The organism is Rhizobium sp. CC1099, from assembly GCF_029714385.1.
Classification (GTDB): domain Bacteria; phylum Pseudomonadota; class Alphaproteobacteria; order Rhizobiales; family Rhizobiaceae; genus Rhizobium.
The window spans coordinates 270,084-290,269 of sequence record NZ_CP121641.1; the positions used below are offsets into that span (position 1 = coordinate 270,084).

Consider the following 20,186-nt stretch of genomic DNA (forward strand, 5'->3'; position numbering starts at 1 on the left):
CTATAGATGTGTGTCCCTAATGTCCCCTTTCAGTATGCTCAGGTACAAAAGAGACAATGTCCCTAGTTTGTCCCCGATGTCCCGCCACCAAAACAAAGGCCGAGCGACGATCTTGGGGAGGTCCGTACCGCAGGTTGACGGCTCCGAGCGGGGGCATAAGCTTAGCGGAGCAGCCCTCCGTAGAGGGCGGCGCAGCGACCGAAGGGAAGCGCCCTGCGAGGGCAGTCAAGGACCGGGGGTCCCAAGTCGGCGCGATGGCCGCGCACACTGCTGCATTGCGACAACCGCCCCCCCGGAGACGACAATAGGATAGGTAAGGAGGTTGTAGCACTTATAGGTTGCAGTAGTCCCAGAATTCAAAAAGTGCCGAAACGGCTATTGCCCCCATGTGCGTAGGTCGAGGCGACCCACCCCCCGCCTATGGGAATAAAAGCCTTGGAAGCCCCCGCTGGAAAACACCCGCCAAAAAAGACCCCTATGCATTGCCCAATGATATCATGTGGTTAGCAAGGGGCATACTCGCGACGGACAAGGGTGGCCCTCGAACCATGCCAAAAAGGAGGGTGGGGGTATGCGTGCCTGCCAATTGACGCCGACGCTCTTGCGTCGAGGGCACTGAATAGACTTAGACCAGCGGATAGGATATCAGCAACTCATGTTCTAAACGATTGATTTAGTTGTAGGTATTTATTCATGTGGCAGGCGTGTGGCAATCATTACTGGCCTTTGAAGCTGGACATACATCCGATTGGCGCATCCGAGACCTTTTAAAACCCAATGGCGGAATCGACGTATTCGATTTTTTTTCAGGCTGCGGAGGAATGTCCGCAGGTTTTGTCGCGGTAAATTCTGCAGTTCCTGCGTATCGGCTGGCAATGGCAGTCGACTTGGACGAGGACGCTAACACAACCTATTGCACCAATCTCGGTCTGAAGCCTAAAAAGATTGATATAGCTCGCTTGGCTGAGGATTGCTCCGCAGCGAAAAAGCTTATCGATGACGCTCGTCAATCGCTAAGCGCGCCCTTCGTCATGATCGGGTGCGCCCCATGCCAAGGGTTTTCGTCTCATCGAAACGCGGTTCGCGCCTTCAATCCAATCGTGATATGGTGTTGGGTAATTTGTCGAGGGTTGCTAGAGCACGCGCTGATTAAGCGCTCGGTGAGCGTTTGCTGCCGGCTTGATAACGGAAATAAATCACGGTGCGGGCGTCAGCTTTGTCAGGGCCTCAGGCGGGTTTGCCGTCGTTGAAAACGCCGCGCTTCTTCAGAACGCTGATGGCTCCGGTGAGCACGCCAACCCCAACCATCAGTGCGGTCAGGACCGACAGATAACCAAGATGTTGCGTCGGATCCGGTGTCGCGAGATATTCGCCGGCTTCCACCGCAATGAGTGCGATCAAAGCAGCGCAAGTGGTCGAATAATCCTTGGCGATGACGCGCTTCACGTTGAATTCCATGCCTTCGGTGGATTCGGCAAACTTTCCGAAATGGGGGATCCAGCGCGGCACGTCCTGGCAATAGGCGCGATACCCATCGCCAAATTTGTTTTCCAGAAACGCTTCTTCCGCGTAAATGATGCACTGATAAATGAAGGCAAACATCGCGATGCCGAAAGCCAGCACCCAGAGGCTGCCGTGCATCAGGAATACGCCGCTGTAAATCAGCATGTTGCCGACATACAGGGGGTTGCGGCAGAGGCCGAACATTCCTCCAGTTACTAGGTCCTTGGCATAGACCTTCTTGTTGCGGCCGCCGCGCTTAATATAGGCATAACCGATAACGGTGGCGCGAAAGATCAGGCCCGCAAGCACGACGCTGAGCGCAATGAGATCTGTTGCTTCCTCAAGAAAATGACTGCCCAATATCTCAAATCTCGGCCGTGCTATCAGCAGCAATCCCACGATGATGACGGGGAATGCCTGGTTGCGGAACCGGAAGAAAAAGTTCCCGATGCCGATCATCGTTTGCTTCATTTGAATTCCTAATCTTATTTAACAGCGATAATGCCGCAGAAATTGTACCAGCGGAAGAAAACTTCGATTTGGCGAAATCCCGTCTCTTTGAGCAACTGGATATTTTCTTCCAGGCGGTAGGGGATCAGCACATTTTCCAGCGCTTCGCGCTTTTTCGATATCTCGATTTCCGAATAGCCGTTCCGGCGCTTGAAATCGTAGTAGTGGTCGATGAAAAGCCGATTGAACATGGTGTCCTCGCTGGTGAGCTTCTCGATGAGAAGCAGACACCCCTGATCGGTCAATCCGGAATGAATCCCCTTGATAACGCGCTCGCGATAAAGCGGGCGGACGAATTGCAAGGTTAGCAGCATGGTGACGACGCTGGCGTTCGTCATCGCAAGACCCTGATGAAGATCGCCGACCCTCAGATCGATCGGCCTCTGGGTTCCTGCCTGCTTAATCTTCGCTTCGGCCTTTTCCAGCATCTCTGGTGCGTTGTCGATACCGATGAAGTTGACGCCTTGGTCCAGAAAGGCATCGAGCATCAGCAACGTGGTCGCCGTCGAGCAGCCGATATCGTAGAGGTTGGTATCGGGCCTAGCGAAATCTCGCGCCAGTTCGCAGACCATGCGCTGCATTTCTTCATAAAAGGGTACGGACCGGCTCACCATGTCGTCGAAAACCCCGGCCACCGTGGCATCGAAGGCAAAGTCCCCTATGGGCTGGCCCTTGCGGAGGAACACATCGTCCTTGCGTTCGATGTGGAGCACCTTGCTCAAGTCTTTTGCCGCCATTGTTTGATCCTCGGGTTTGGTCTACGAACGTCTCGGTCTTTGTATTTGAGCGGACCACGCCGGATGCGTTCTTATTGCAGTACGCTTGCTGCACTGACTTCCTCAGCTTGCCGCGCTTAGTTCGTCGCGACGAATTTCCGCATGACATGGGCAGGCAATAAGGCGGCATCGTGACGTCCAATCGCGTGAACTTGCGCCGGAACGCGATCTTACCCCCCAGCGTCGAAGCCAATAAGCGCCGCCGTGGCGTTATGATCTCTTCATCCGACATGACACGTTTTAAACTGCGGCCTTGTGTGCTTCGTGCGCGGCCCTCCAAACCTCACGCGCGGCATCGATATTCATAGCGGCTATGGCAAGGCCGACGATCACGTCAGGCCAGACAGATTGCCAAACATAGGCGGTGACGAGGCCAGTCAGAACGATCGCCACGTTTGCAACGGCATCGTTGCGGGCGAAAAGAAAGGCGGCCCGGGCGAGGCTGCCGCTGTGGAACCGTCCCAGCAGGAAAGCGCAACTCCAGTTAACGATCAGAGCGACCGCCCCCGTCAGCGAGAGCGTAGACGGCTCCAGCGGAATGGGGTTATTGAATTTGCTCCAAAGCGCCCAGAGCAGCGCTAGAGCGGGGATCATCAAGATTCCCGCAAGCCCCATGCCCACCCGCCCCCGCGCCTTCATCGACCATCCGTGCGCGAACGCAATTAGGATGATGACCAAGGCGTCCTCCAGGAAATCGACGCTGTCGGCAAAAAGCGAAATTGAACATATGGAGAGGGCGACGGCGAACTCTACGCCGAAAAAGCCGAAATTGAGCAGCGCCACGATCAAAACGTTACTGCGAACGCGTGGATTGGAAAGATCGCATTCCATTCGACATTAGCTATCGGGCGAAGCTGACAGCAACCTGAATGGGCCAGTGTGGGGCGGAACCTGATAGTTGGACGGAAACTTGGAGCGTGTGACGACCTCGCCAGCCTTGGTCGGATCGCCCATTAAGACAGCGACTTGAGCCCTTTCGGCCGCCTCGGATTATCGTCCATACCGGCTTTTCAGGCGCACTGCGCACGTCCCGGCGCGGTCCTGGTTGAATTACCGGCTTCTCACGGCCATATGATCGGCAATGTTCACCAACGCCAAAGAGCAGGCCGGACTTGAAAGTGTGCATCCAATGCAGCCCAAGGAAATACAAATTCGGGCAGTTGGTGACGCCGGACCCTTCACACCGGGGGATCAGAATGGCAATTTCAGAACGCCCACCTTTCATCGCCCGCTGGAGCGAAGTTGAGCGACCGGACGACTCGCACTATGACGAAGACGATGAGCTGATGAGCATCGGCGCACCTTTCGGCAGGCATTTCGGCTTGACGAAGCTAGGCATCCATCATGAGAGACTGCCACCCGGTCGCCGTACGTCCTTTCCACATGCCGAAAGTGCAGACGAGGAGTTTGTATACGTCCTGGAAGGCGAGCCTGATGTTTGGCTCGACGGCCATATCCGTCGACTGACGCCGGGCGATGCCGTTGGATTTCCAGCAGGCACGGGGATCGCGCATACCTTCCTTAACAACACTGAAGCCGAGGTCCGCCTGCTCGTTGTGGGCGAACGGAGCAAACCTGAGAACCGCATCTTTTACCCGCTCAATGCTGACCGCAGAGCGTTACACGAGGATTGGTGGGACGATCATCCGGAGCGCACCTTAGGTCCTCACGATGGGATGCCGGATTTGGTACGGGCCGCTAAGGCTGGGAAAGAACCCGAATAGGTCCGCCACATTACGGGCAAAGGTCCGGGTACAGGTCATATCGCGCCTACGACAATACGTTCCAGCCCTATGGCGGTCCCCGCCAGCAGTGCTATTCGCCCTGCCGTTGAACTTTCGCAGCGATCCGGGGTGGCGTGAGGTCGCGGCTGTTACGTGCTGCGGCCCTTTCTTTGGAGCGGATGCATGGCCGCAGCAATCAGCCGTTGACGGTGGCGTGCTGGCCCGGGTCCATATTATCCCTAATCGGCACTCTTAGCTCCCCTCTTCTTCCGCCCTGTCCCCCTCCTATTCCCAGTCCGTATCACAGACCGAGTAATTGGCACACCTCCAAACCCCGTCAGCATTCCCACAACTGGCAACATCGCCACCCACTGTTCTGGCCTCAGTGCCGACGCCAATATATCCCCCTCCAACGCCTTCGATATGGCTGCATACTCGTCCCTCTGACGCGACATCCTATAGTCATGAACATAACCATTCGGAGGGCGTGTCGGCCTAATCCTTGGCATCGAACTCCTCCAAAATGTTCACGACGTCCTCACGATCAATCTGGTCCGCCAATTTCCTAGCCCTCGCCAAGTGGTCGGGCGTCGGTGGCACCTGCATCCTTGCCGCTCCGCAATACGGGTCTAATGCATTGCGAGACATGATCCAGTCTTCAATCAGCCCAACAGTTGTAAACCACACCCCTGCTCGGTTCCGAGCTACAGGGAAACCCTCTTCCAGCCTCCATCTGGCGAGGGTCTGGCGAGTGACGCCAAAAAACGCAGCGATGCGATCCAGCCCCATCACTATCGGACTTCCGACTTCCCGCATCCGAGCTTGGTTTATTCTGCGTGTCATAGCTTTGTTACCCACTTACCAAGGGCGTCCGGCACCTTGGACCGGCCGCTTCGACCGGCATAGTGTATTATATTAGATGTTGCGTAACTATCCACCAGCAACACAGCCCAGCTGGGAAACGCCCCTCTTTCGCAGGCACAGGAAGCCCTCGCTAGTTCCAACCTAGGCTGGGGCTTTTTTCTATGTGGGATATAAGGGTTTCATTAGTGACAGCATGCGGCAATCATGTGGCATGGAGCCAACCGGACTGGTTGGGACACCATTGTAATTGTTGTGATAATTTGCGACTGGTTGTCAGTCATTCCCACATGCGAAATTAGCGATCAAGTGGATAAAAAGTGTTATGTATCAAATACTTAAAGGAAACATGGCCGTGCCATCAAAGGCGGATTGAAAATCCGCGTGTCGCTGGTTCGATTCCGGCTCTGGGCACCATAAAAATCCAGCAAATTCAATTGGAGGGGTGATCGTGCAGTTGTTCTGCGGCCGGGGCACGATGACGTGAGCCCGTGCGGCAGAGCCTCCCTGCTTAGAGCCTGATTGAAGGTGCCTTAGGGTTCAGCGAATTGGCCAGATCAACGGCCATCCCATGGTCCAGCTTACCGAGGACAATGCCGTTCACGTTGGCTGTCCTGCCGGTGTGCATGTCGAAGACGGACCACTGGTCGCCCTGAACCTTCTTCGCGGTGAAGCGTGGGTTGATTGGAAATCTCATTGTTCCTCACCTTATTTGTTTCGTTCGAGGGGAACATAAGAGATTGCTCATCGACCTGTTACCCCGGTGAATGCATAGCTGCCATTCAGGGGTCAGATCGAGGGTGGCTGAAGACGGATGTCGAAGCGTCTGATCAGGCCGTTCTCTATCCGAAAAATATGGCCGCCCATCTCGTCGAACAGCAAGGTGCCCTTGAGGTCGCGCGCGGTCAGGTGGACCTCGACATCGGTCGTTCCATCCGCACCGATCGAGAAGCCGACCGGCTCCGCGTGGGAGTCGATCGTCGCCCATTGTCGCGTCCAATAGTCGCGAACGCCATCGTGTCCGTAGACATGCCCGCCCTCCAAGCCGTTGGCCCACATGACATCTCGGTGCAAGAACGCCAGCACCGCTTCCATGTCGCGGGCGTTGAAACGGTCGTAAAGGTGCTCAAGAAGTTCTGTGTCGCTGGTCATCGCGCGCTCCTGACTGCCCCGAAGGGCAAGGGTAAGCTCGTCGAGCGGCTCGGGCAAGTCTGGGCCGGGACCGGAATTTCAAACTGAAACACCACAGAATCCCCATCCACCGCAGCGGCCAGTCCGGTGAACACCTCGTACACCCTCCAGCAACCGTCAGGGTTCTTAACGCGACCCCGGAATGTTTGATAAAGCCTCAATGTCAGCAGGAACCGAATGATCCATTGTCACGGCATCCACAATGTCCATGGCGGTGGCCTCATCAAGGCGCTTCAGGGTCACCGTATGATCGACGACAGCGACTTCGCCGGTCTCCGTATCGAGGATCGACCAGGTGCCTTCCCCTCGTGTCTGGCGGTATACTGAGGGCAAATCGGAAATATCATTCTGCGATCCCTACAGTTAGCGTTGAGGACGCCCGCCTCCCTCCTTACAGATCCGCCTTCGGTGCTGGTCTTCCGCTTTTCCTCGACGTTGAGGATAATCACAAGATCATTGGCAACATCGTGGGGTAACCGATTGAGATCCACCCCGTGCAGCGGCGTTGATCGCTCTTGCTGCGTCTGCAGCACTGCCGATTGCGACCGTTCCTATCGCCTGCTCGGTCGATGGATCAATGACTTCGAGCCTCCTTAGAATCTCGGGTTCGATCCAGTCACCGTCGATATAGAACCTGTGAGCGTTCTTCATGGGATCCCTGAATGTTTGGCAGTTGACTGTACTGGCGGATAATCGAACGTTTCCGGGCCATTCATGATCGTGGAGAAGAGGCTGGTTTGACCATTGACGCGTCACACGAGACGCTTTTTCGCTGCGGCCCAGACTAAAATTTGAAGGCGTCACCGCTCAGAAATCAGTCACTTTCCCCCAGGCAGATTTTAAGAAGCGGTCTGGATGGTAGGGCCGAGGATCGACGATCGGCTCACCGCCTGTGACCATATCGGCAATCAGGTGACCCGCGCCCGGCCCGATGCCGAAACCGTGACCGCTGAAGCCGGCGGCCAAGATGAAGCCGGGAACGCTCGCTATTTCGCCGATCCCCGGCACCCCATCGGGGGTGCTGTCGACATAGCCTGCCCAGGCGGCAGCAATCTTGGTGTTCTTCAAAGCAGGCAACAATCCGAGGGCGCGCGAATGGGTAATGCGAATGGTCCGTTTATCGATGGCCGGATCGAGGATGCGCATGCGCTCCATCGGCGTGGGCGCGTCCAGCCGCCAGCGTGCCAGTGTCTCATGTCCAGAGCGAATTCCCTCCAAGCCACCCGGCGCTAGGCTGCGCCAGCGCCGGACGAACATTGGCAGGAACTGCGGCGCGAAGCGGAACTGTTGCGGCGTCAGATCGACGCGGCCGCCGCCGCTGATTGCAAGGGTATAGCCGCCGTCGCGGCGACGGGTGGCAGAAACGGCCGTCGTATGTAGCGCGTCTGGCAGGCCAGTGGCGCCAGGCGAGACGGAAAGGATCGAAGAGCGGACAGAGGCTTGGGGAAAGCGGATGCCAAGTTGATGGCAGAACGAGGAGGCCCAGGCACCGCCGGCAAGGACCGCGATTTTAGTGCGAATTGTGCCATGTTCGGTGACAACGCCGCAGACTCGACCACCTTCGGTCTCGAGACCGCGGGCGGCACAGGATTGGTGGACCGTTCCTCCGAGCTTCAGGAGCGCGGCCGCGACGGCCGGTGCTGCGGACGCCGGATCGGCGGTGCCGTCGGTCGGCGAAAAGACACCACCCTTCCAAGTCCTGCCGGTCGCGCGGCCGCGCTCCGTCGCCGCGGCACTGTCGAGCATGTGTGTTGTGACCCCGCTGGTGCAGGCGAAGTCGCGCCAGCGCGCCCAGCCGGCCAGTTCCTCGTCATTGTTGCTCAAATAGAAGAGCCCGCAGCGGCGAAAGCCCGTGTCCTCTCCCGTTTCGGCGGCAAAGCTCTCCCAGAGGTCGAGGCTCTTTGTTGCCATGGGCAGTTCGCGAGCGTCGCGGTTTTGCTGGCGGCACCAGCCCCAGTTGCGGCTCGATTGTTCCGCTCCGATCCGACCTTTTTCGACGAGCGCTACCTTCAACCCGCGCTGGGCCAGATAATAGGCCGCAAAGACACCGACGATGCCGCCGCCGATGATCACCGCGTCTGCAGCAGCGGGCAGCTCCGTAGATGTAGCGACAAATCTCAGCGGTGCAGGCATGGCATGGTCTCCGTTTCGAACGCAGTCTAGCGGTTTCTTTGCCCCAGCGTTGCCGGACTTCGGGCGATGGCAGCAGAAAATTCTGTCTTGTCAAATGTGCTCAGACCTTTGTGCTTGAACACATGAGGCAGAATGAATCGACAGACACGTTCTATGTGTTAGGTTCAGCGAAAGGTGTCCCCAGCAGAATCTGCTGCGCCATTGGCTGAGGTAGAGGATCCGAAAAGGTGGCCCATGAAGCTAGACAGGATTGACATCAAGATTCTCTACGAACTGCAGAAGAACGGACGCATCACCAATGTGGAGCTTGCCGAGCTTGTTGCTCTCTCGCCGAGCCCCTGCCTGATGCGGGTGAAGAAGCTCCAGTCGGAGGGTTACATCGGAGGCTACGCTGCGCAGATCAATGTCAGCAAGCTGGGTCAGACGCTTACCGTATTCACTGAGATCACGCTGAAGAACCACCGGCAGGTAGACTTTGCCCGGTTTCTCGCCGCGATCGAGAAAATTGATAATGTGATCGAGTGCCACCTGGTATCTGGCGGGTACGATTATCTGCTGAAATTCGTGACTGCCGGAATCGGCGAGTATCAAACTATCATGGAACGCCTCACCGACATGGACGTCGGCATCGACAAATATTTCAGCTTCGTCGTTTTGAAGTCGCCCATCGTAAAGGCGCACATGCCACTGACCAGCCTGTTTCCGATGTAAGGCTGTATCTTGCTTTGCGTATGCTTTCCATATCGAAACGCCGTCGCCTCAGCGCCGGCAATAGGCCCGAACCAACTCCGCGTCCTGCTCGAGTCCGTCGAGCCAGGCGGGGTCGAGCTTCGGCACCGAGGAAAAGAGCAATTGCGAATAGGGGTGCTGCGGAGTCTTGACCTCGGCCGGCGTGATTTCCTCGACCTTTCTGCCGCCATACATCACAACGATCTCGTCGCAGATCGCCTCGACAACGGACAGGTCGTGGCTGATGAAAATGTAGGAGAGTCCGAGGTCGCGTTGCAATTCCTTGAGGAGGTCGATGACCGCGGCGGCGACAACAGTATCGAGTGCCGAGGTGATCTCGTCGCAAAGGATCAACTTCGGGTCAGCGGCCAATGCACGGGCAAAGTTCACGCGCTGCTTTTGACCGCCGGAAAGCTCTCCCGGGCGCCGGTGGCGCAGATTGCGCGGCAGGCGCACCATATCGAGCAATTGGTCGATGCGGGAGCTCCGCGCCTTCCTGTCCATGCCATGGTAAAAGACGAGAGGTCGGTCAAGGATGTCCTCGACGGACTTTGCGGGATTGAGCGCGGTGTCAGCATATTGGAAGACGATTTGCATCTGGCGCAGTTGGTCGCGCGAGCGCTCGCGTGCGTTGCGGCCAAGTTCCTTGCCATCGAAGACGATCTTGCCGACGGCGGCCGGCAAGATGCCGGCTATGGCGCGGGCGAGCGTCGACTTTCCGCAACCGGATTCGCCGATGATGCCGAGGTTACGACCCTTCTCCACCTTGAGGCTCACATGCTCCACGGCGCGCACGAGCGGCAGCCCGTCGCTCTGACGCTGGCCGTAACCGGCGACAAGGTCATCGATCCTTAGAAGCGGAACGGGCAGAGCCTCCGAAGGATTGACAGGCCCGCGCGCCTTCGGCTCGAACGCGGCGAGCAACTCCTGCGTATAGGGATGTTTCGCAGCGCTGAGGATTTCCTCGGTCGTGCCGGTCTCCTGCGTCTCGCCGCCTTTCAGAACGACGATGCGGTCGGCGATCTGGGCGACGACAGCAAGGTCGTGCGAGACATAGACCCCGGCGATCCCGCCCTTCTTCATGACGGCCTTGAAGGCGCGCAGCACCTCGATCTGCGTGGTAACGTCGAGTGCCGTCGTCGGCTCGTCGAAGATGACGAGCTTGGGGTCGCCGATCAGGGCCATGGCGGCTGCTAGGCGCTGCAACTGCCCACCGGAAACCTGATGCGGATAGCGGCTGCCGATCGTCTCCGGCTCGGGCAGCGACAGTGCGCGGAAGAGCTCGACGGCATGGATGCGAGCGTCGTCCGGCGACATGAGGCCATGGATGCGGGTGACCTCTATGACCTGGTCCATGATGGTGGCGGCAGGGTTAAAGGCGGCGGCAGCCGATTGCGGTACGTAAGCGACCTCGGTGCCGCGTATCCTGGCGCGCTGCTTTTCCGTGAGCGCGACCAAGTTCTTGCCGGCGACTGAAACAGTGCCACCCGAAATACGACAGCCTGGGCGCGCGTGACCCATCAACGTCAATGCAATCGTGGTCTTTCCCGAACCGCTTTCCCCGATCAGGGCGACTATTTCTCCTTCAGCGATTGTCAGGCTGACGCCCTTGATGATCTCGACGCGCCGTCCGGAATCGGTGGTTGCTTCGACCTTCAGGTCACAGATTTCGACGAGATTGGTCATCATTCGCTCCGATCTCGGATCTTCTGCGGGAGGTTGTCTATCAGCAGATTGACGCTGATCGTGAGGCTGGCGATCGCAAGCGACGGGAACATGACGGCCGGTGCGCCGAAAGGCAGGCCGCCGATATTCTCGCGGACAAGTGCGCCCCAGTCGGCATAGGGCGGCTGAACACCGAGGCCGAGGAATGACAGGCCGGATAAAAGCAACACGATGAATACGAAACGAAGGCCCAGATCAGCGAGCACGGGCCCGACGATGTTGGGTAGAATCTCGGATCGAATGAGATAGAGGGTGCTCTCCCCACGGATACGCGCGACGGTGATGAAGTCCATCGCGTTAATATTGACGGCAAGTGCGCGAGCGAAGCGGTAGGATCCAGGAATGTAGATGACCGACAGCGTCAAAATCAGCACCGGGATCGAGGAGCCGACGGCAGCAACGACCACAAGCCCGAAGAGCTTGCTTGGTATGGAGTTCAGCGCGTCGAGGAAGCGGCTTAAGATCGTATCAATCCAGCCTCCAGTGACGGCGGCGATCATGCCAAGAACCACGCCGCTGAAACAGGCGATCGTCACGGCTGCAAGCGAGATGCCGACGGTATAGCGCGCGCCCATCAGGATTCGCGAGAGCATGTCGCGGCCGAGATAGTCGGAGCCGAACCAAAGATCCCGGCTCATCGGGCCGAAATAGTCGATATCAATGATTTCACCGACCGGGTAGGGGATTACGAGCGGCGCGAAGATGGCAACGAGCGACCAGAACAGGATGATCGCAAGGCCAATCATGCCCACGACGTTGAAGCGATAGCCAAACCGGATTCCAAATTTCCGGGCGGGTGTCGACGTGCTTGAAGTCGTCATTGTCATCGGAGCCTCGGATTGGAAAGAATGGCGATGATGTCGGCAGCCGTGATCAGGATTAGGTAGCCGAGACAGAAGATCATCGCGCAGCTTTGGATCAGCGGTAGGTCGCGGGTGGCGACGGCGTCGACCATGAGCTTGGCAATCCCGGGATAGTTGAAAATCGTCTCAACGATGATCACGCCACCCAGCAGATATGAAAGCGAGAGTGCAACGGCATTAACGATCGGCCCGAGCGCATTGGGCAGCGCGTGACGAAAGACAATGCGCGGTCGGGAGGCCCCCTTGAGTAGCGCCATCTCAACATAAGGCGTGTTGAGCGTCTCGATGACTGCAGCGCGCGTCATCCTTATCATCTGCGCCGAGACGACGAAGGTCAGCGTGATCACCGGCATGGCATAGACTCTCAGCATATCGCTCAAGCTGTGGACCTCGTTGGCGAAAGAGAGCGCCGGCAGCCACTTCAGGTAGACGGCGAAGATCAGCACGGCGGAGGTCGCGACCATGAATTCTGGGACGGAGATTACGCCGATCGTCAAAATGGTGACAATCCGGTCATAGAGCGAGCCGCGCAGCATGGCAGCGGTGATTCCGAGCGTCAGCGCGATCGGGACCGAGAACAGGGCGGTCACGCCGGCAAGCTTCATGGTGTTGATGAAACGTCCGGCAATAAGATCGGCAATGGGCATGTCGTTGGCATAGGAGGTGCCGAGATCGCCATGCAACAGGCCGACAATCCAGCGCAGGAAACGGAAGAGCGCCGGTTCGTCGAGGTGCATCGCGGTGCGCAGACCGGCGACGGCCTCGGGTGTGGCAGCCTGGCCGAGAAGGATGGTTGCCGTGTCGCCCGGCAGCAGTGTCGTCGCGAAGAACACTGCGAAGGAAACGATCAGCAATGTGACCACGGCAATGAGCAATCTGCCAAGGACAAGCGATAGGACCGGGTTTTTCACACGCGTTCCCTTTCAGCGTTCGAGATGGTGTTCCGCATCCAAAGATGCCCGGGGCTACGCCAGTGCGGAGAGCCCCGTGGCCAGTTGCTTCGTCAGGCTTCAAGCCAGACGTATTCGGCAAAAGCATAGCCCATCTGGCCGCCCAGCGGGTTCGCTTCCAGGCCTTTGAGTTTGGCCGTGGTGGCATCGACGTTCGAAATATAAGCCGGAATGATCGTGCCAGCTTCTTGGGCGACCATAACCTGCATGTCGTTGTAGATGGCCTTTCGCCTGTCCTGGTCGAGCGAACCGCGCGCCTCGATCAGCATCTTGTCGAACTTCTCGGACTTGTACTGGCTCTCGTTCCACGGCGCTTCGGAAGCGTAGAGCAGCGAGAACAGGATGTCCGGTGTCGGGCGCGGATTAATGTTGCCGAAATGGACGGGGGCCTTCAGCCAATAATTGTCCCAATAACCGTCGGACGGAACGCGCTGGACGTCAAGCTTCATGCCGATTTCGGCACCGGCCGCCTGGATGATCATCGCCATGTCGATTGAGGAGGTCGCTGCGTCGGAGGCGATCACCGGGATGGACTGACCCAGAACGCCGGCCTTTTCGAAATGGAACTTGGCCTTTTCGGGATCGAATGCCCGCGCCTTTAGGTCTGCATTATGATAAAAGTTCGCGGGCGACACCGGCTGGTCGTTGCCGACCTCAGCCAGCCCCCGGAGCGCCGACTTGACGATCTGCTCGCGGTTGACGAGAGACTTCATGCCTTCGATGAAGTCCCGCTTGCTGCCAGGCTCCATGTCGAGCCGTATGTTGAGATCGGTGTAGTTGCCGGAAGTCGTCTTCGACAGCACGAAAGCGTCCCCCTGCGTCTCGACCAAGCGCATCGAGCGTGGATTGATCGAGGCGGCAAGATGAATGTCACCCGAAAGCAGTGCGTTGACGCGTGCATTGTCGTCGCTGATGGCAAAATACTCGAAGGAGTCGACGTTCGGCCCCGACTTCCAGTAGTTCTTGTTCTTGACCCCGATCGACCGCACGCCGGGCTCGAAGGCTTCCTTGACGAAGGCGCCGGTGCCGTTTGCCTTCGAGAAATCGGTGGTGCCGTCGGCGACGATCATGAAGTGGTGCATCGATAGGATGGTCGGCAGGTCCGCGTTCGCATCGGCGAGGGTGATCTCGACGGTCTGTTTGTCGACTGCCTTGAAGCCCGTCATTTGGGCGGCGATTTTCGCGACCTTCGAACCGACCGCCGGGTCGAGATGGCGCTTCAGCGAAAAGATGACGTCCTCTGCCGTCAGCGGCTTGCCGTCGTGGAAAGTAACGCCGCTCTTGAGCTTGACGGTCCAGGTTTTTGCATCCTTGGATTCGATTGCTTCCGCAAGCTCCATTTGTGGGACGCCGGCCTGGTCGAGGAAGGTGAGACGATTGTAAAAGGAGCAGCAACGGACATAGTCCGTCGAAAGCGATGCCTTGGCCGGGTCGAGCGTATCGGCGGTCGACGACGACCATCCCGCCGCCTTCAGCGCGCCGCCGGAAACCGGCGTGGCGGCGACCGCCCGCGAGGCGCGACCGAGGATGAGGCCGCCCGCCGACATCGCCACACCGCCGGCCAGCATCATGTGAAGCAATTCTCGACGCGTCGCGCCACGGCGGATGGCATTTTCGACCATCGTGTCGTCGGATGTGGTCCAGTTTGTGATCTTGTCGTTCATGGCATTCCCCTTTTCGTGGTTTGATTGGCAGGTCTTTTTCTTGGTGCGGAGTTCAGTCTCGCGTTCAAGATTCTCATTCACCCCGCGCAGCGGCCACTGCATTGGCGAGGCCGGCCATGGAGGTGAAGTGGTAGTCGGGCTCGGTGAATTTTGCCGGCTCAATGGTGCCGCCATATCCTTTCTGTCCGTGGCGTCTTTCGATCCAACAATTACTGATCCCTAGCTCCCGCGAAATCCCGATATCGTGGTACTGGCTTTGGGCAACATGCAGGATTTCGTGCTTTGAACTTCCTTCAGAGGCTACGAAGTCGAAAACCTTCTCGAAGAAGGCGGGGTCGGGCTTTTCAGTGCCAGTGTCATCGGCGGTAAAGGCGGCGTAAAACGGGCTTCCCAGTTCCTTGGCGAAGAAATCGAAGGCCCAACGACGTGCATTGGTCATGGCCACCAGGCGGTAGTCCTTGCCGAGCTGTGCCAGTGCTTCGGCGCTGTCGCTAAAGGCTTTCCAGCGTTTTGCGGAATCGCGCAGCCGCTCGCCGTATTTCCGCTCGACCGGCAGGCCGAGCTTTGGCGCGATCGCCAGATAGACGCGAACGAGATCATCCGGGAAGAGGTCGGCATCCCTGGAGTAGCGCGCTGCTCGGTAAAGGCTCAGCGCCTCTTCACCGTCGATGGCGACGCCCGCGTCAGCGGCGATGCCGGCGAGACACTCCGTAAGACCGCCCTCGAAATCAATCAGCGTGCCGACGACATCGAAGGTCAGATACTTGAAGTCTGGAAGGCTCTTGCGCATTTGCAAATCCCCAGTTCTCGGCCTTCCAAGGGAGGGCCGGCTACGTGAAGAAGGATATTCTGTTCCCTGGCGGGATGATGTTCCCGCTCTTGGTGAAAAAGGCACATGCTCCTGGGATCCGGCCTTTTTCTGGAATTGAGTTTGGCAGCTGTCCCGAACCAGAGTCTCCGAAATTACGCCGCTGCGCGGCACAAAATACCGAAGATGACGGTTCGGCGACATTTTACGGTCGGCATTCTCAGCCCATAAGGGCACGCCGGACGTCGGTGTCCGCGAGCGTCTCGTCGAGCGTCTGCCGTGTGCGTTCGACGATTGCGTCGATTTCCGCTTCCGTGCAGCAGAGCGGGGGGGCGTAGCCGAGCACGCCATGGGTGAAGGCGCGGATGACGAGACCGTTGTTCCAGGCACGGTCAAAGATGCGGCGTGCCGGCTCGGCGTCAGCCGGCAGGGGTGTCTTGCGCTCTTTGTCGACGACGAGCTCGACGGCAGCCAGCATCCCGCGGCCGCGGACATCGCCGACGAGGGGATGATCCTTCAGGCTCTCAAGCCCGGCCATCAGGCGCGCTCCTGCCTTCCGGCCGTTTTCGAGCAGGCCGCCCTCGTAGAGCCGCAGAACCTCAAGGCCGACGGCGGCGCTGACGGGATGGGCCGAATAGGTATAGCCATGCCCGACAGCAGACGTGCCGGCGCCGTCGGCGATCGTCTGGTAGACATGCTCGGACATGAAGAGGGCACCCATCGGCACGTATCCGGAGGTGAGGCCTTTGGCGACCGTCAGGAAGTCCGGCACGATCTCGTCCTCTGAGCAGGCAAACAGCGGGCCGGTACGGCCGAAGGCGGTGATGACTTCATCGGCGACAAAGAGGATATCGAGATCGCGGCAGAGGTCACGCATCGCCTTCATCCAGCCTCTGGGCGGCACGAGCACGCCGCCCGAGCCCTGGATCGGTTCGGCATAAAATGCCGCAACGCGATCGGCGCCGCCCAACTCTTCGATCTTCTGTTTCAATGCGGCAACAGAGGCAGCAATGATGGCCTCAGGGTTAGGGCCGGCGGGGTTTCGATAAGCATAGTGGGAGGGAATCTTGTGCTGCCAGTCGAAGGGCAGGCCGAAACCGGCATGAAAGGCTGGCAGGGCCGTCAGACCGGCTCCAACTGTCGAGGAGCCGTGATAGCCCTGTTCGACTGAGATGAACTGGTCTTTCCCGGGCCGTCCGCGCGCATTCCAATAGTAGCGGATGAAACGGATCGTGCTGTCGACGGCATCCGAACCGCCGAGCGTGAAATAGACATGGTTGAGGTCGCCTGGCGCACGCTCGGCGAGTTCGGCAGCGAGCCGGATTGCCGGCTCGGAGCCGAGGCCGAAATAGGCGGTCGCGTAAGGAAGCTCCCGCATCTGCCTTGCCGCGGCCTCGACGATGCTGTCATGGCCATAGCCCGCATTGACGCACCACAGGCCGGCAAAGCCGTCGATCAATTGCTTGCCGCTCGCATCGGTGATGGTTGCGCCGGAGGCGGATGCGAGAACCCGCACGCCCAGATTTTCGTGGCTGCGATAGGAGGCGACCGGATGAACGAGGTGCGCGCGGTCGAGTTCGATCAGGGAATTGCTAAACATGACGGTCTCCAGGTCAGCCTAGGGCTTGGTTGGCGAGGGCAAAAGTGGCGGCAGCACGATCTGCGAGGTGGTGGATCTGCGGCTTGGCCATGGCGATGCCGCCGCCGACGTGGGCGAGGCCTAGTTCCACGAGCCAGGGCGAAAGGTTGCTGTCATCCGTAGTGTCGACCCTGAGGAAGCGTCCCGGTCGCTTCGCAATGAAATGTCTGACGAGTGCTTTGGCATCGGTGAGACTGGCGGCGACGACGGGGCCAATCACTTCTCCGCGGCCGAAGGTGCGAAGTGCTGCGTAACCGGAAACGCGGCCGTCTCGACGGATGACGGCGAACTCGCCAACCCCGGCGACATAGCTGATGAGCCGTTCACGATCAGCGCCGAAAGCGACACGGTCCAGTTCGGCGATCGCAGGAAGGTCGGTGGCGGCCGCGTCCTGGGTTTCCGTTGGCACGGCGATCTCTCCGACAATGCCTTGGTGCTGCATGACGATGCCGATCTCACAAAAGCCAAGCTTTTTGTAGAGAGGCAGGCCTTCGGCCGTCGCCACGAGCCTCAGCGGCCTGTCTGCCGCGATCTGGAACGCAGCGTCCATGAGCCTGCGGCCAAGACCGCGGCCGCGCATCGCCTCGTTGACGATAACCATGTTGATTGTGGCACACTCCGCCCGATATGGCGTCATGAGCACGGTGCCGACGACCTGTCCGTTCTCGACCGCTACGAGCCCTTCGCTGAGCGCCAGTGCCATCTGCCAGTCTTCCGGCCGGTGCGGCCAGCCTGCCTGCCGAGAGAGGTTGACGGCAGCCCCAAGGTGTTCCGGGCCGAACGTCACAAGGTCGATCTGACTTGCTTGCATTGGAATGTCCTTCGTTTCTGCTCGCAAGTGTGAGGCAGTGCCGGCCGGAAGATCGTCTGAAGGACACGGCCCGGACGGTATCTTATGGCTTTGCAGCCGCATGCCGCCGCATCTTATGCTGGCTGGGACGCGCGCGAGAGATGCGTTGTCCCAGAAGAGAGCGCAAACCGCACCCAAGGCGCACAACCTTCTGCCAAAGCCGGCTTTGGATACGAAAGAATCTGCTTTGATCGTTCGGATTTCAGTCGAGCTGCAGGATCAAGCTGGGCCTATGATGGCTACAGATGAAACCGCCACAGTTTAGGATCAGGTCATGACTCACTTCCGCCCGAAATACATCACCTTCGACTGCTACGGCACGCTGACCAACTTCCAGATGGCGGAAGCGGCGCGCGATCTTTACGGCGAAGAGCTCGACGAGCCGCACATGGCTGAGTTCATCAAGAACTTTGCCGCCTACCGTCTCGACGAGATCCTCGGCGATTGGAAACCGTACAACGAGGTGGTTCACAATTCGCTTGAGCGGACCTGCAAGCGCAACGGCATAAAATTCCACGAGACAGCCGCGCAGATGGTCTACGAGCGCGTGCCGACCTGGGGGGCGCATCCGGATGTACCGGAAGGTCTTGCCAGGGTTGCCAAGGAAATTCCGCTGGTCATCCTTTCCAACGCGATGAATTCACAGATCATGTCGAATGTCGAAAAGCTCGGCGCACCATTTCATGCCGTCTATACCGCCGAGCAGGCGCAATCCTACAAGCCACGCTTCAAGGGCTTCGAATACATGCTTGATATGCTGGGCTGCGGGCCTGAGGACATTCTTCACTGCTCGTCCTCATTCCGCTACGACCTGATGTCGGCGCACGATCTCGGTATCAGGAACAAGGTTTGGGTCAATCGCGGCCACGAGCCGGCCAACCCCTATTACGGCTATGTCGAAATCCCGGATATCTCGGGCCTGCCTGGCGTCGTCGGGCTCTGACGGGGACATGGCGATGAAGTTCAAATCCTACTGGCACGACACGGCGCCCACCTTTCAAGGCGCCGTGCAAGGCCCTGTCGAGGGACATTATGACGTCGCCGTCATCGGCGCCGGCTTCACCGGGCTTGCCGCGGCGCGCCACCTTGCGAAAGCGGGCGCCAAGGTCGTGGTGCTGGAGGCGGAACGGATTGGCTGGGGGGCATCGGGACGCAATGGCGGACACCTCAACAACGGCCTTGCTCACAGTTTCCTGTCCGCCAAGGCTGCACTCGGCGTGGAGCGGGCCGTCGCCCTCTATAAGGCGTTCGACGATTCCATCGACACGATCGAGGCGATTGTCGCCGAGGAGGGGATCGACTGCAATTTCCGTCGCGCGGGAAAACTGAAGCTCGCGTCCAAGCCGCAGCATTTCGATGCCATTGCCCGCAATTTCGAGGCTGTCCACGCCGAGGTTGATCCGGACACGGCACTTCTGACTGCGGCTGATCTCAAGGGTGAAATCGGCTCGCCTTTTCATGGCGCCATGCTGTCGAAAAAGAGCGCGATGATGCATATGGGGCGCTATGTCGTGGGGCTTGCCGATGCCGCCGCTCGCCATGGCGCGATCACCTTCGAAAAGGCAGCGGTGACCGATCATCGGCAGGGTAACGGACGGCACAGCCTGACGACGGCTCGGGGGGCAGTGACGGCCGATCACGTTCTCGTGGCGACAGGTGCTTACTCGCCTCCGATCTTTGGCTACTTCCGCCGCAGGATCGTTTCGGTCGGCAGCTTCATTATCGCCACGCGCCCGCTGACCGATGCCGAAATTGCAGCGACGATGCCTGGAAACCGGACCTGCGTGACGTCGATGAATATCGGCAACTATTTCCGGCTGGCGCCCGATAAACGGCTGATCTTCGGCGGCCGCGCGCGGTTTTCGGCGACATCCGACCAGAGTTCGGATGCAAAGAGCGGAGAAATCCTCCGGGCGAACCTGCTTCAGATTTTTCCGCAACTTTCGGGCGTTGAGATCGACTATTGCTGGGGCGGGCTCGTCGATATGACCAAGGACCGTTATCCGCGTGCCGGTTACGTCGATGGTGTCTGGTACGCCATGGGCTATTCCGGCCACGGGGCACAGCTGTCCACGCATCTCGGCATGATCATGGCCGACGCCATCCTCGGCAAGGCTGATCGCAACCCGGTCAAGGGCCTCGACTGGCCGGCCGTACCTGGCCACTTCGGCAAACCCTGGTTCCTGCCGTTGGTCGGCCTGTACTACAAGACGCTGGACCGGTTTCAATAGCAAAGGTCAGCGAGAAACGAAAAGGTGCA

At 58.8% G+C, this 20,186-nt stretch carries 18 protein-coding genes and 2 pseudogenes; 6 read left to right on the top strand and 14 right to left on the bottom strand.

Annotation, left to right across the window (positions count from 1 at the left end; translation table 11 throughout):
* Positions 1 to 1,227: 1,227 nt before the first annotated feature.
* The 3 genes from QA644_RS01365 to QA644_RS01375 all read right to left on the bottom strand — a co-directional run bounded on the left by QA644_RS01365 (position 1,228) and on the right by QA644_RS01375 (position 3,620).
* Entirely contained in the window at positions 1,228 to 1,962 is a 735-nt protein-coding gene (locus tag QA644_RS01365) for an isoprenylcysteine carboxylmethyltransferase family protein (protein ID WP_283070724.1), read from the bottom strand.
* 26 nt (positions 1,963 to 1,988) lie between these two features.
* Complete coding sequence (cmoA, locus tag QA644_RS01370; protein ID WP_283070725.1) at positions 1,989 to 2,750, bottom strand: carboxy-S-adenosyl-L-methionine synthase CmoA; 762 nt, start codon at positions 2,748 to 2,750, stop codon at positions 1,989 to 1,991.
* Between the two features lie 279 nt (positions 2,751 to 3,029).
* A complete protein-coding gene (locus QA644_RS01375) occupies positions 3,030 to 3,620 on the bottom strand; it encodes a cation transporter (RefSeq protein ID WP_283070727.1) in 591 nt (196 codons plus the stop codon).
* A 365-nt stretch (positions 3,621 to 3,985) separates the two neighbouring features.
* On the opposite strand from QA644_RS01375, the gene QA644_RS01380 reads away from it, so the two are divergent.
* Positions 3,986 to 4,513: a cupin domain-containing protein gene (locus tag QA644_RS01380; protein ID WP_283070729.1), complete on the top strand. Its 528-nt coding sequence runs from the start codon at positions 3,986 to 3,988 to the stop codon at positions 4,511 to 4,513.
* A gap of 29 nt (positions 4,514 to 4,542) precedes the next feature.
* A pseudogene (locus QA644_RS01385) lies at positions 4,543 to 4,623 on the top strand (BA14K family protein); the annotation flags it as partial.
* Positions 4,624 to 5,885: 1,262 nt separating this feature from the next.
* On the opposite strand, the gene QA644_RS01390 reads toward QA644_RS01385, so the two are convergent.
* Complete coding sequence (locus QA644_RS01390; protein WP_239595607.1) at positions 5,886 to 6,071, bottom strand: hypothetical protein; 186 nt, start codon at positions 6,069 to 6,071, stop codon at positions 5,886 to 5,888.
* A gap of 92 nt (positions 6,072 to 6,163) precedes the next feature.
* Positions 6,164 to 6,526 carry a nuclear transport factor 2 family protein gene (locus tag QA644_RS01395; protein ID WP_283070731.1) on the bottom strand — a complete coding sequence of 121 codons (363 nt, stop codon included), beginning with the start codon at positions 6,524 to 6,526 and terminating at the stop codon, positions 6,164 to 6,166.
* Between the two features lie 216 nt (positions 6,527 to 6,742).
* Between QA644_RS01395 and QA644_RS01400 the strand changes: the two genes are divergently transcribed.
* Positions 6,743 to 6,892: a hypothetical protein gene (locus tag QA644_RS01400; RefSeq protein ID WP_283070733.1), complete on the top strand. Its 150-nt coding sequence runs from the start codon at positions 6,743 to 6,745 to the stop codon at positions 6,890 to 6,892.
* A 171-nt stretch (positions 6,893 to 7,063) separates the two neighbouring features.
* Here the strand turns inward: QA644_RS01400 and QA644_RS01405 are convergent.
* Together QA644_RS01405 and QA644_RS01410 are read right to left on the bottom strand one after the other, a co-directional pair.
* Positions 7,064 to 7,216: pseudogene (locus tag QA644_RS01405) on the bottom strand (aldehyde dehydrogenase family protein); the annotation flags it as partial.
* 156 nt (positions 7,217 to 7,372) lie between these two features.
* Positions 7,373 to 8,698 carry an FAD-binding oxidoreductase gene (locus QA644_RS01410; protein ID WP_283070735.1) on the bottom strand — a complete coding sequence of 442 codons (1,326 nt, stop codon included), beginning with the start codon at positions 8,696 to 8,698 and terminating at the stop codon, positions 7,373 to 7,375.
* A 234-nt stretch (positions 8,699 to 8,932) separates the two neighbouring features.
* On the opposite strand from QA644_RS01410, the gene QA644_RS01415 reads away from it, so the two are divergent.
* Complete coding sequence (locus QA644_RS01415; protein ID WP_239595603.1) at positions 8,933 to 9,409, top strand: Lrp/AsnC family transcriptional regulator; 477 nt, start codon at positions 8,933 to 8,935, stop codon at positions 9,407 to 9,409.
* A gap of 48 nt (positions 9,410 to 9,457) precedes the next feature.
* Here QA644_RS01415 and QA644_RS01420 read toward each other — a convergent pair whose 3' ends face one another.
* The 7 genes from QA644_RS01420 to QA644_RS01450 all read right to left on the bottom strand — a co-directional run bounded on the left by QA644_RS01420 (position 9,458) and on the right by QA644_RS01450 (position 17,887).
* Positions 9,458 to 11,113 (bottom strand): ABC transporter ATP-binding protein, encoded by a 1,656-nt coding sequence (locus QA644_RS01420; RefSeq protein ID WP_283070737.1) that lies wholly within the window; start codon positions 11,111 to 11,113, stop codon positions 9,458 to 9,460.
* Positions 11,113 to 11,979 (bottom strand): ABC transporter permease, encoded by an 867-nt coding sequence (locus tag QA644_RS01425; RefSeq protein WP_239595599.1) that lies wholly within the window; start codon positions 11,977 to 11,979, stop codon positions 11,113 to 11,115. The genes QA644_RS01420 and QA644_RS01425 overlap by 1 nt, the downstream gene beginning before the upstream one ends.
* Complete coding sequence (locus QA644_RS01430; protein WP_183927597.1) at positions 11,976 to 12,926, bottom strand: ABC transporter permease; 951 nt, start codon at positions 12,924 to 12,926, stop codon at positions 11,976 to 11,978. Before QA644_RS01430 ends, QA644_RS01425 begins: the two co-directional genes overlap by 4 nt.
* 92 nt (positions 12,927 to 13,018) lie before the next feature.
* Complete coding sequence (locus QA644_RS01435; RefSeq protein ID WP_239595597.1) at positions 13,019 to 14,629, bottom strand: ABC transporter substrate-binding protein; 1,611 nt, start codon at positions 14,627 to 14,629, stop codon at positions 13,019 to 13,021.
* Positions 14,630 to 14,702: 73 nt separating this feature from the next.
* Positions 14,703 to 15,419 (bottom strand): HAD-IA family hydrolase, encoded by a 717-nt coding sequence (locus QA644_RS01440; protein WP_239599620.1) that lies wholly within the window; start codon positions 15,417 to 15,419, stop codon positions 14,703 to 14,705.
* A gap of 238 nt (positions 15,420 to 15,657) precedes the next feature.
* On the bottom strand, positions 15,658 to 17,037 hold the full coding sequence (locus QA644_RS01445; RefSeq protein WP_283070744.1) for an aspartate aminotransferase family protein: 1,380 nt from the start codon (positions 17,035 to 17,037) through the stop codon (positions 15,658 to 15,660).
* 13 nt (positions 17,038 to 17,050) lie between these two features.
* Entirely contained in the window at positions 17,051 to 17,887 is an 837-nt protein-coding gene (locus QA644_RS01450; RefSeq protein WP_194728932.1) for a GNAT family N-acetyltransferase, read from the bottom strand.
* 313 nt (positions 17,888 to 18,200) lie between these two features.
* On the opposite strand from QA644_RS01450, the gene QA644_RS01455 reads away from it, so the two are divergent.
* Together QA644_RS01455 and QA644_RS01460 are read left to right on the top strand one after the other, a co-directional pair.
* A complete protein-coding gene (locus QA644_RS01455) occupies positions 18,201 to 18,869 on the top strand; it encodes a haloacid dehalogenase type II (protein WP_283070746.1) in 669 nt (222 codons plus the stop codon).
* Between the two features lie 13 nt (positions 18,870 to 18,882).
* Positions 18,883 to 20,157 carry an FAD-binding oxidoreductase gene (locus tag QA644_RS01460; RefSeq protein WP_283070748.1) on the top strand — a complete coding sequence of 425 codons (1,275 nt, stop codon included), beginning with the start codon at positions 18,883 to 18,885 and terminating at the stop codon, positions 20,155 to 20,157.
* The last annotated feature ends 29 nt before the right edge of the window (positions 20,158 to 20,186 follow it).

Bases quoted from the DNA above. Each gene is read 5' to 3' on its own strand.
- QA644_RS01365 (WP_283070724.1), bottom strand. From the start codon at position 1,962: ATGATCGGCATCGGGAACTTTTTCTTCCGGTTCCGCAACCAGGCATTC.
- cmoA (WP_283070725.1), bottom strand. From the start codon at position 2,750: ATGGCGGCAAAAGACTTGAGCAAGGTGCTCCACATCGAACGCAAGGAC.
- QA644_RS01375 (WP_283070727.1), bottom strand. From the start codon at position 3,620: ATGGAATGCGATCTTTCCAATCCACGCGTTCGCAGTAACGTTTTGATC.
- QA644_RS01380 (WP_283070729.1), top strand. From the start codon at position 3,986: ATGGCAATTTCAGAACGCCCACCTTTCATCGCCCGCTGGAGCGAAGTT.
- QA644_RS01390 (WP_239595607.1), bottom strand. From the start codon at position 6,071: ATGAGATTTCCAATCAACCCACGCTTCACCGCGAAGAAGGTTCAGGGC.
- QA644_RS01395 (WP_283070731.1), bottom strand. From the start codon at position 6,526: ATGACCAGCGACACAGAACTTCTTGAGCACCTTTACGACCGTTTCAAC.
- QA644_RS01400 (WP_283070733.1), top strand. From the start codon at position 6,743: ATGATCCATTGTCACGGCATCCACAATGTCCATGGCGGTGGCCTCATC.
- QA644_RS01410 (WP_283070735.1), bottom strand. From the start codon at position 8,698: ATGCCTGCACCGCTGAGATTTGTCGCTACATCTACGGAGCTGCCCGCT.
- QA644_RS01415 (WP_239595603.1), top strand. From the start codon at position 8,933: ATGAAGCTAGACAGGATTGACATCAAGATTCTCTACGAACTGCAGAAG.
- QA644_RS01420 (WP_283070737.1), bottom strand. From the start codon at position 11,113: ATGACCAATCTCGTCGAAATCTGTGACCTGAAGGTCGAAGCAACCACC.
- QA644_RS01425 (WP_239595599.1), bottom strand. From the start codon at position 11,979: ATGACAATGACGACTTCAAGCACGTCGACACCCGCCCGGAAATTTGGA.
- QA644_RS01435 (WP_239595597.1), bottom strand. From the start codon at position 14,629: ATGAACGACAAGATCACAAACTGGACCACATCCGACGACACGATGGTC.
- QA644_RS01440 (WP_239599620.1), bottom strand. From the start codon at position 15,419: ATGCGCAAGAGCCTTCCAGACTTCAAGTATCTGACCTTCGATGTCGTC.
- QA644_RS01445 (WP_283070744.1), bottom strand. From the start codon at position 17,037: ATGTTTAGCAATTCCCTGATCGAACTCGACCGCGCGCACCTCGTTCAT.
- QA644_RS01450 (WP_194728932.1), bottom strand. From the start codon at position 17,887: ATGCAAGCAAGTCAGATCGACCTTGTGACGTTCGGCCCGGAACACCTT.
- QA644_RS01455 (WP_283070746.1), top strand. From the start codon at position 18,201: ATGACTCACTTCCGCCCGAAATACATCACCTTCGACTGCTACGGCACG.
- QA644_RS01460 (WP_283070748.1), top strand. From the start codon at position 18,883: ATGAAGTTCAAATCCTACTGGCACGACACGGCGCCCACCTTTCAAGGC.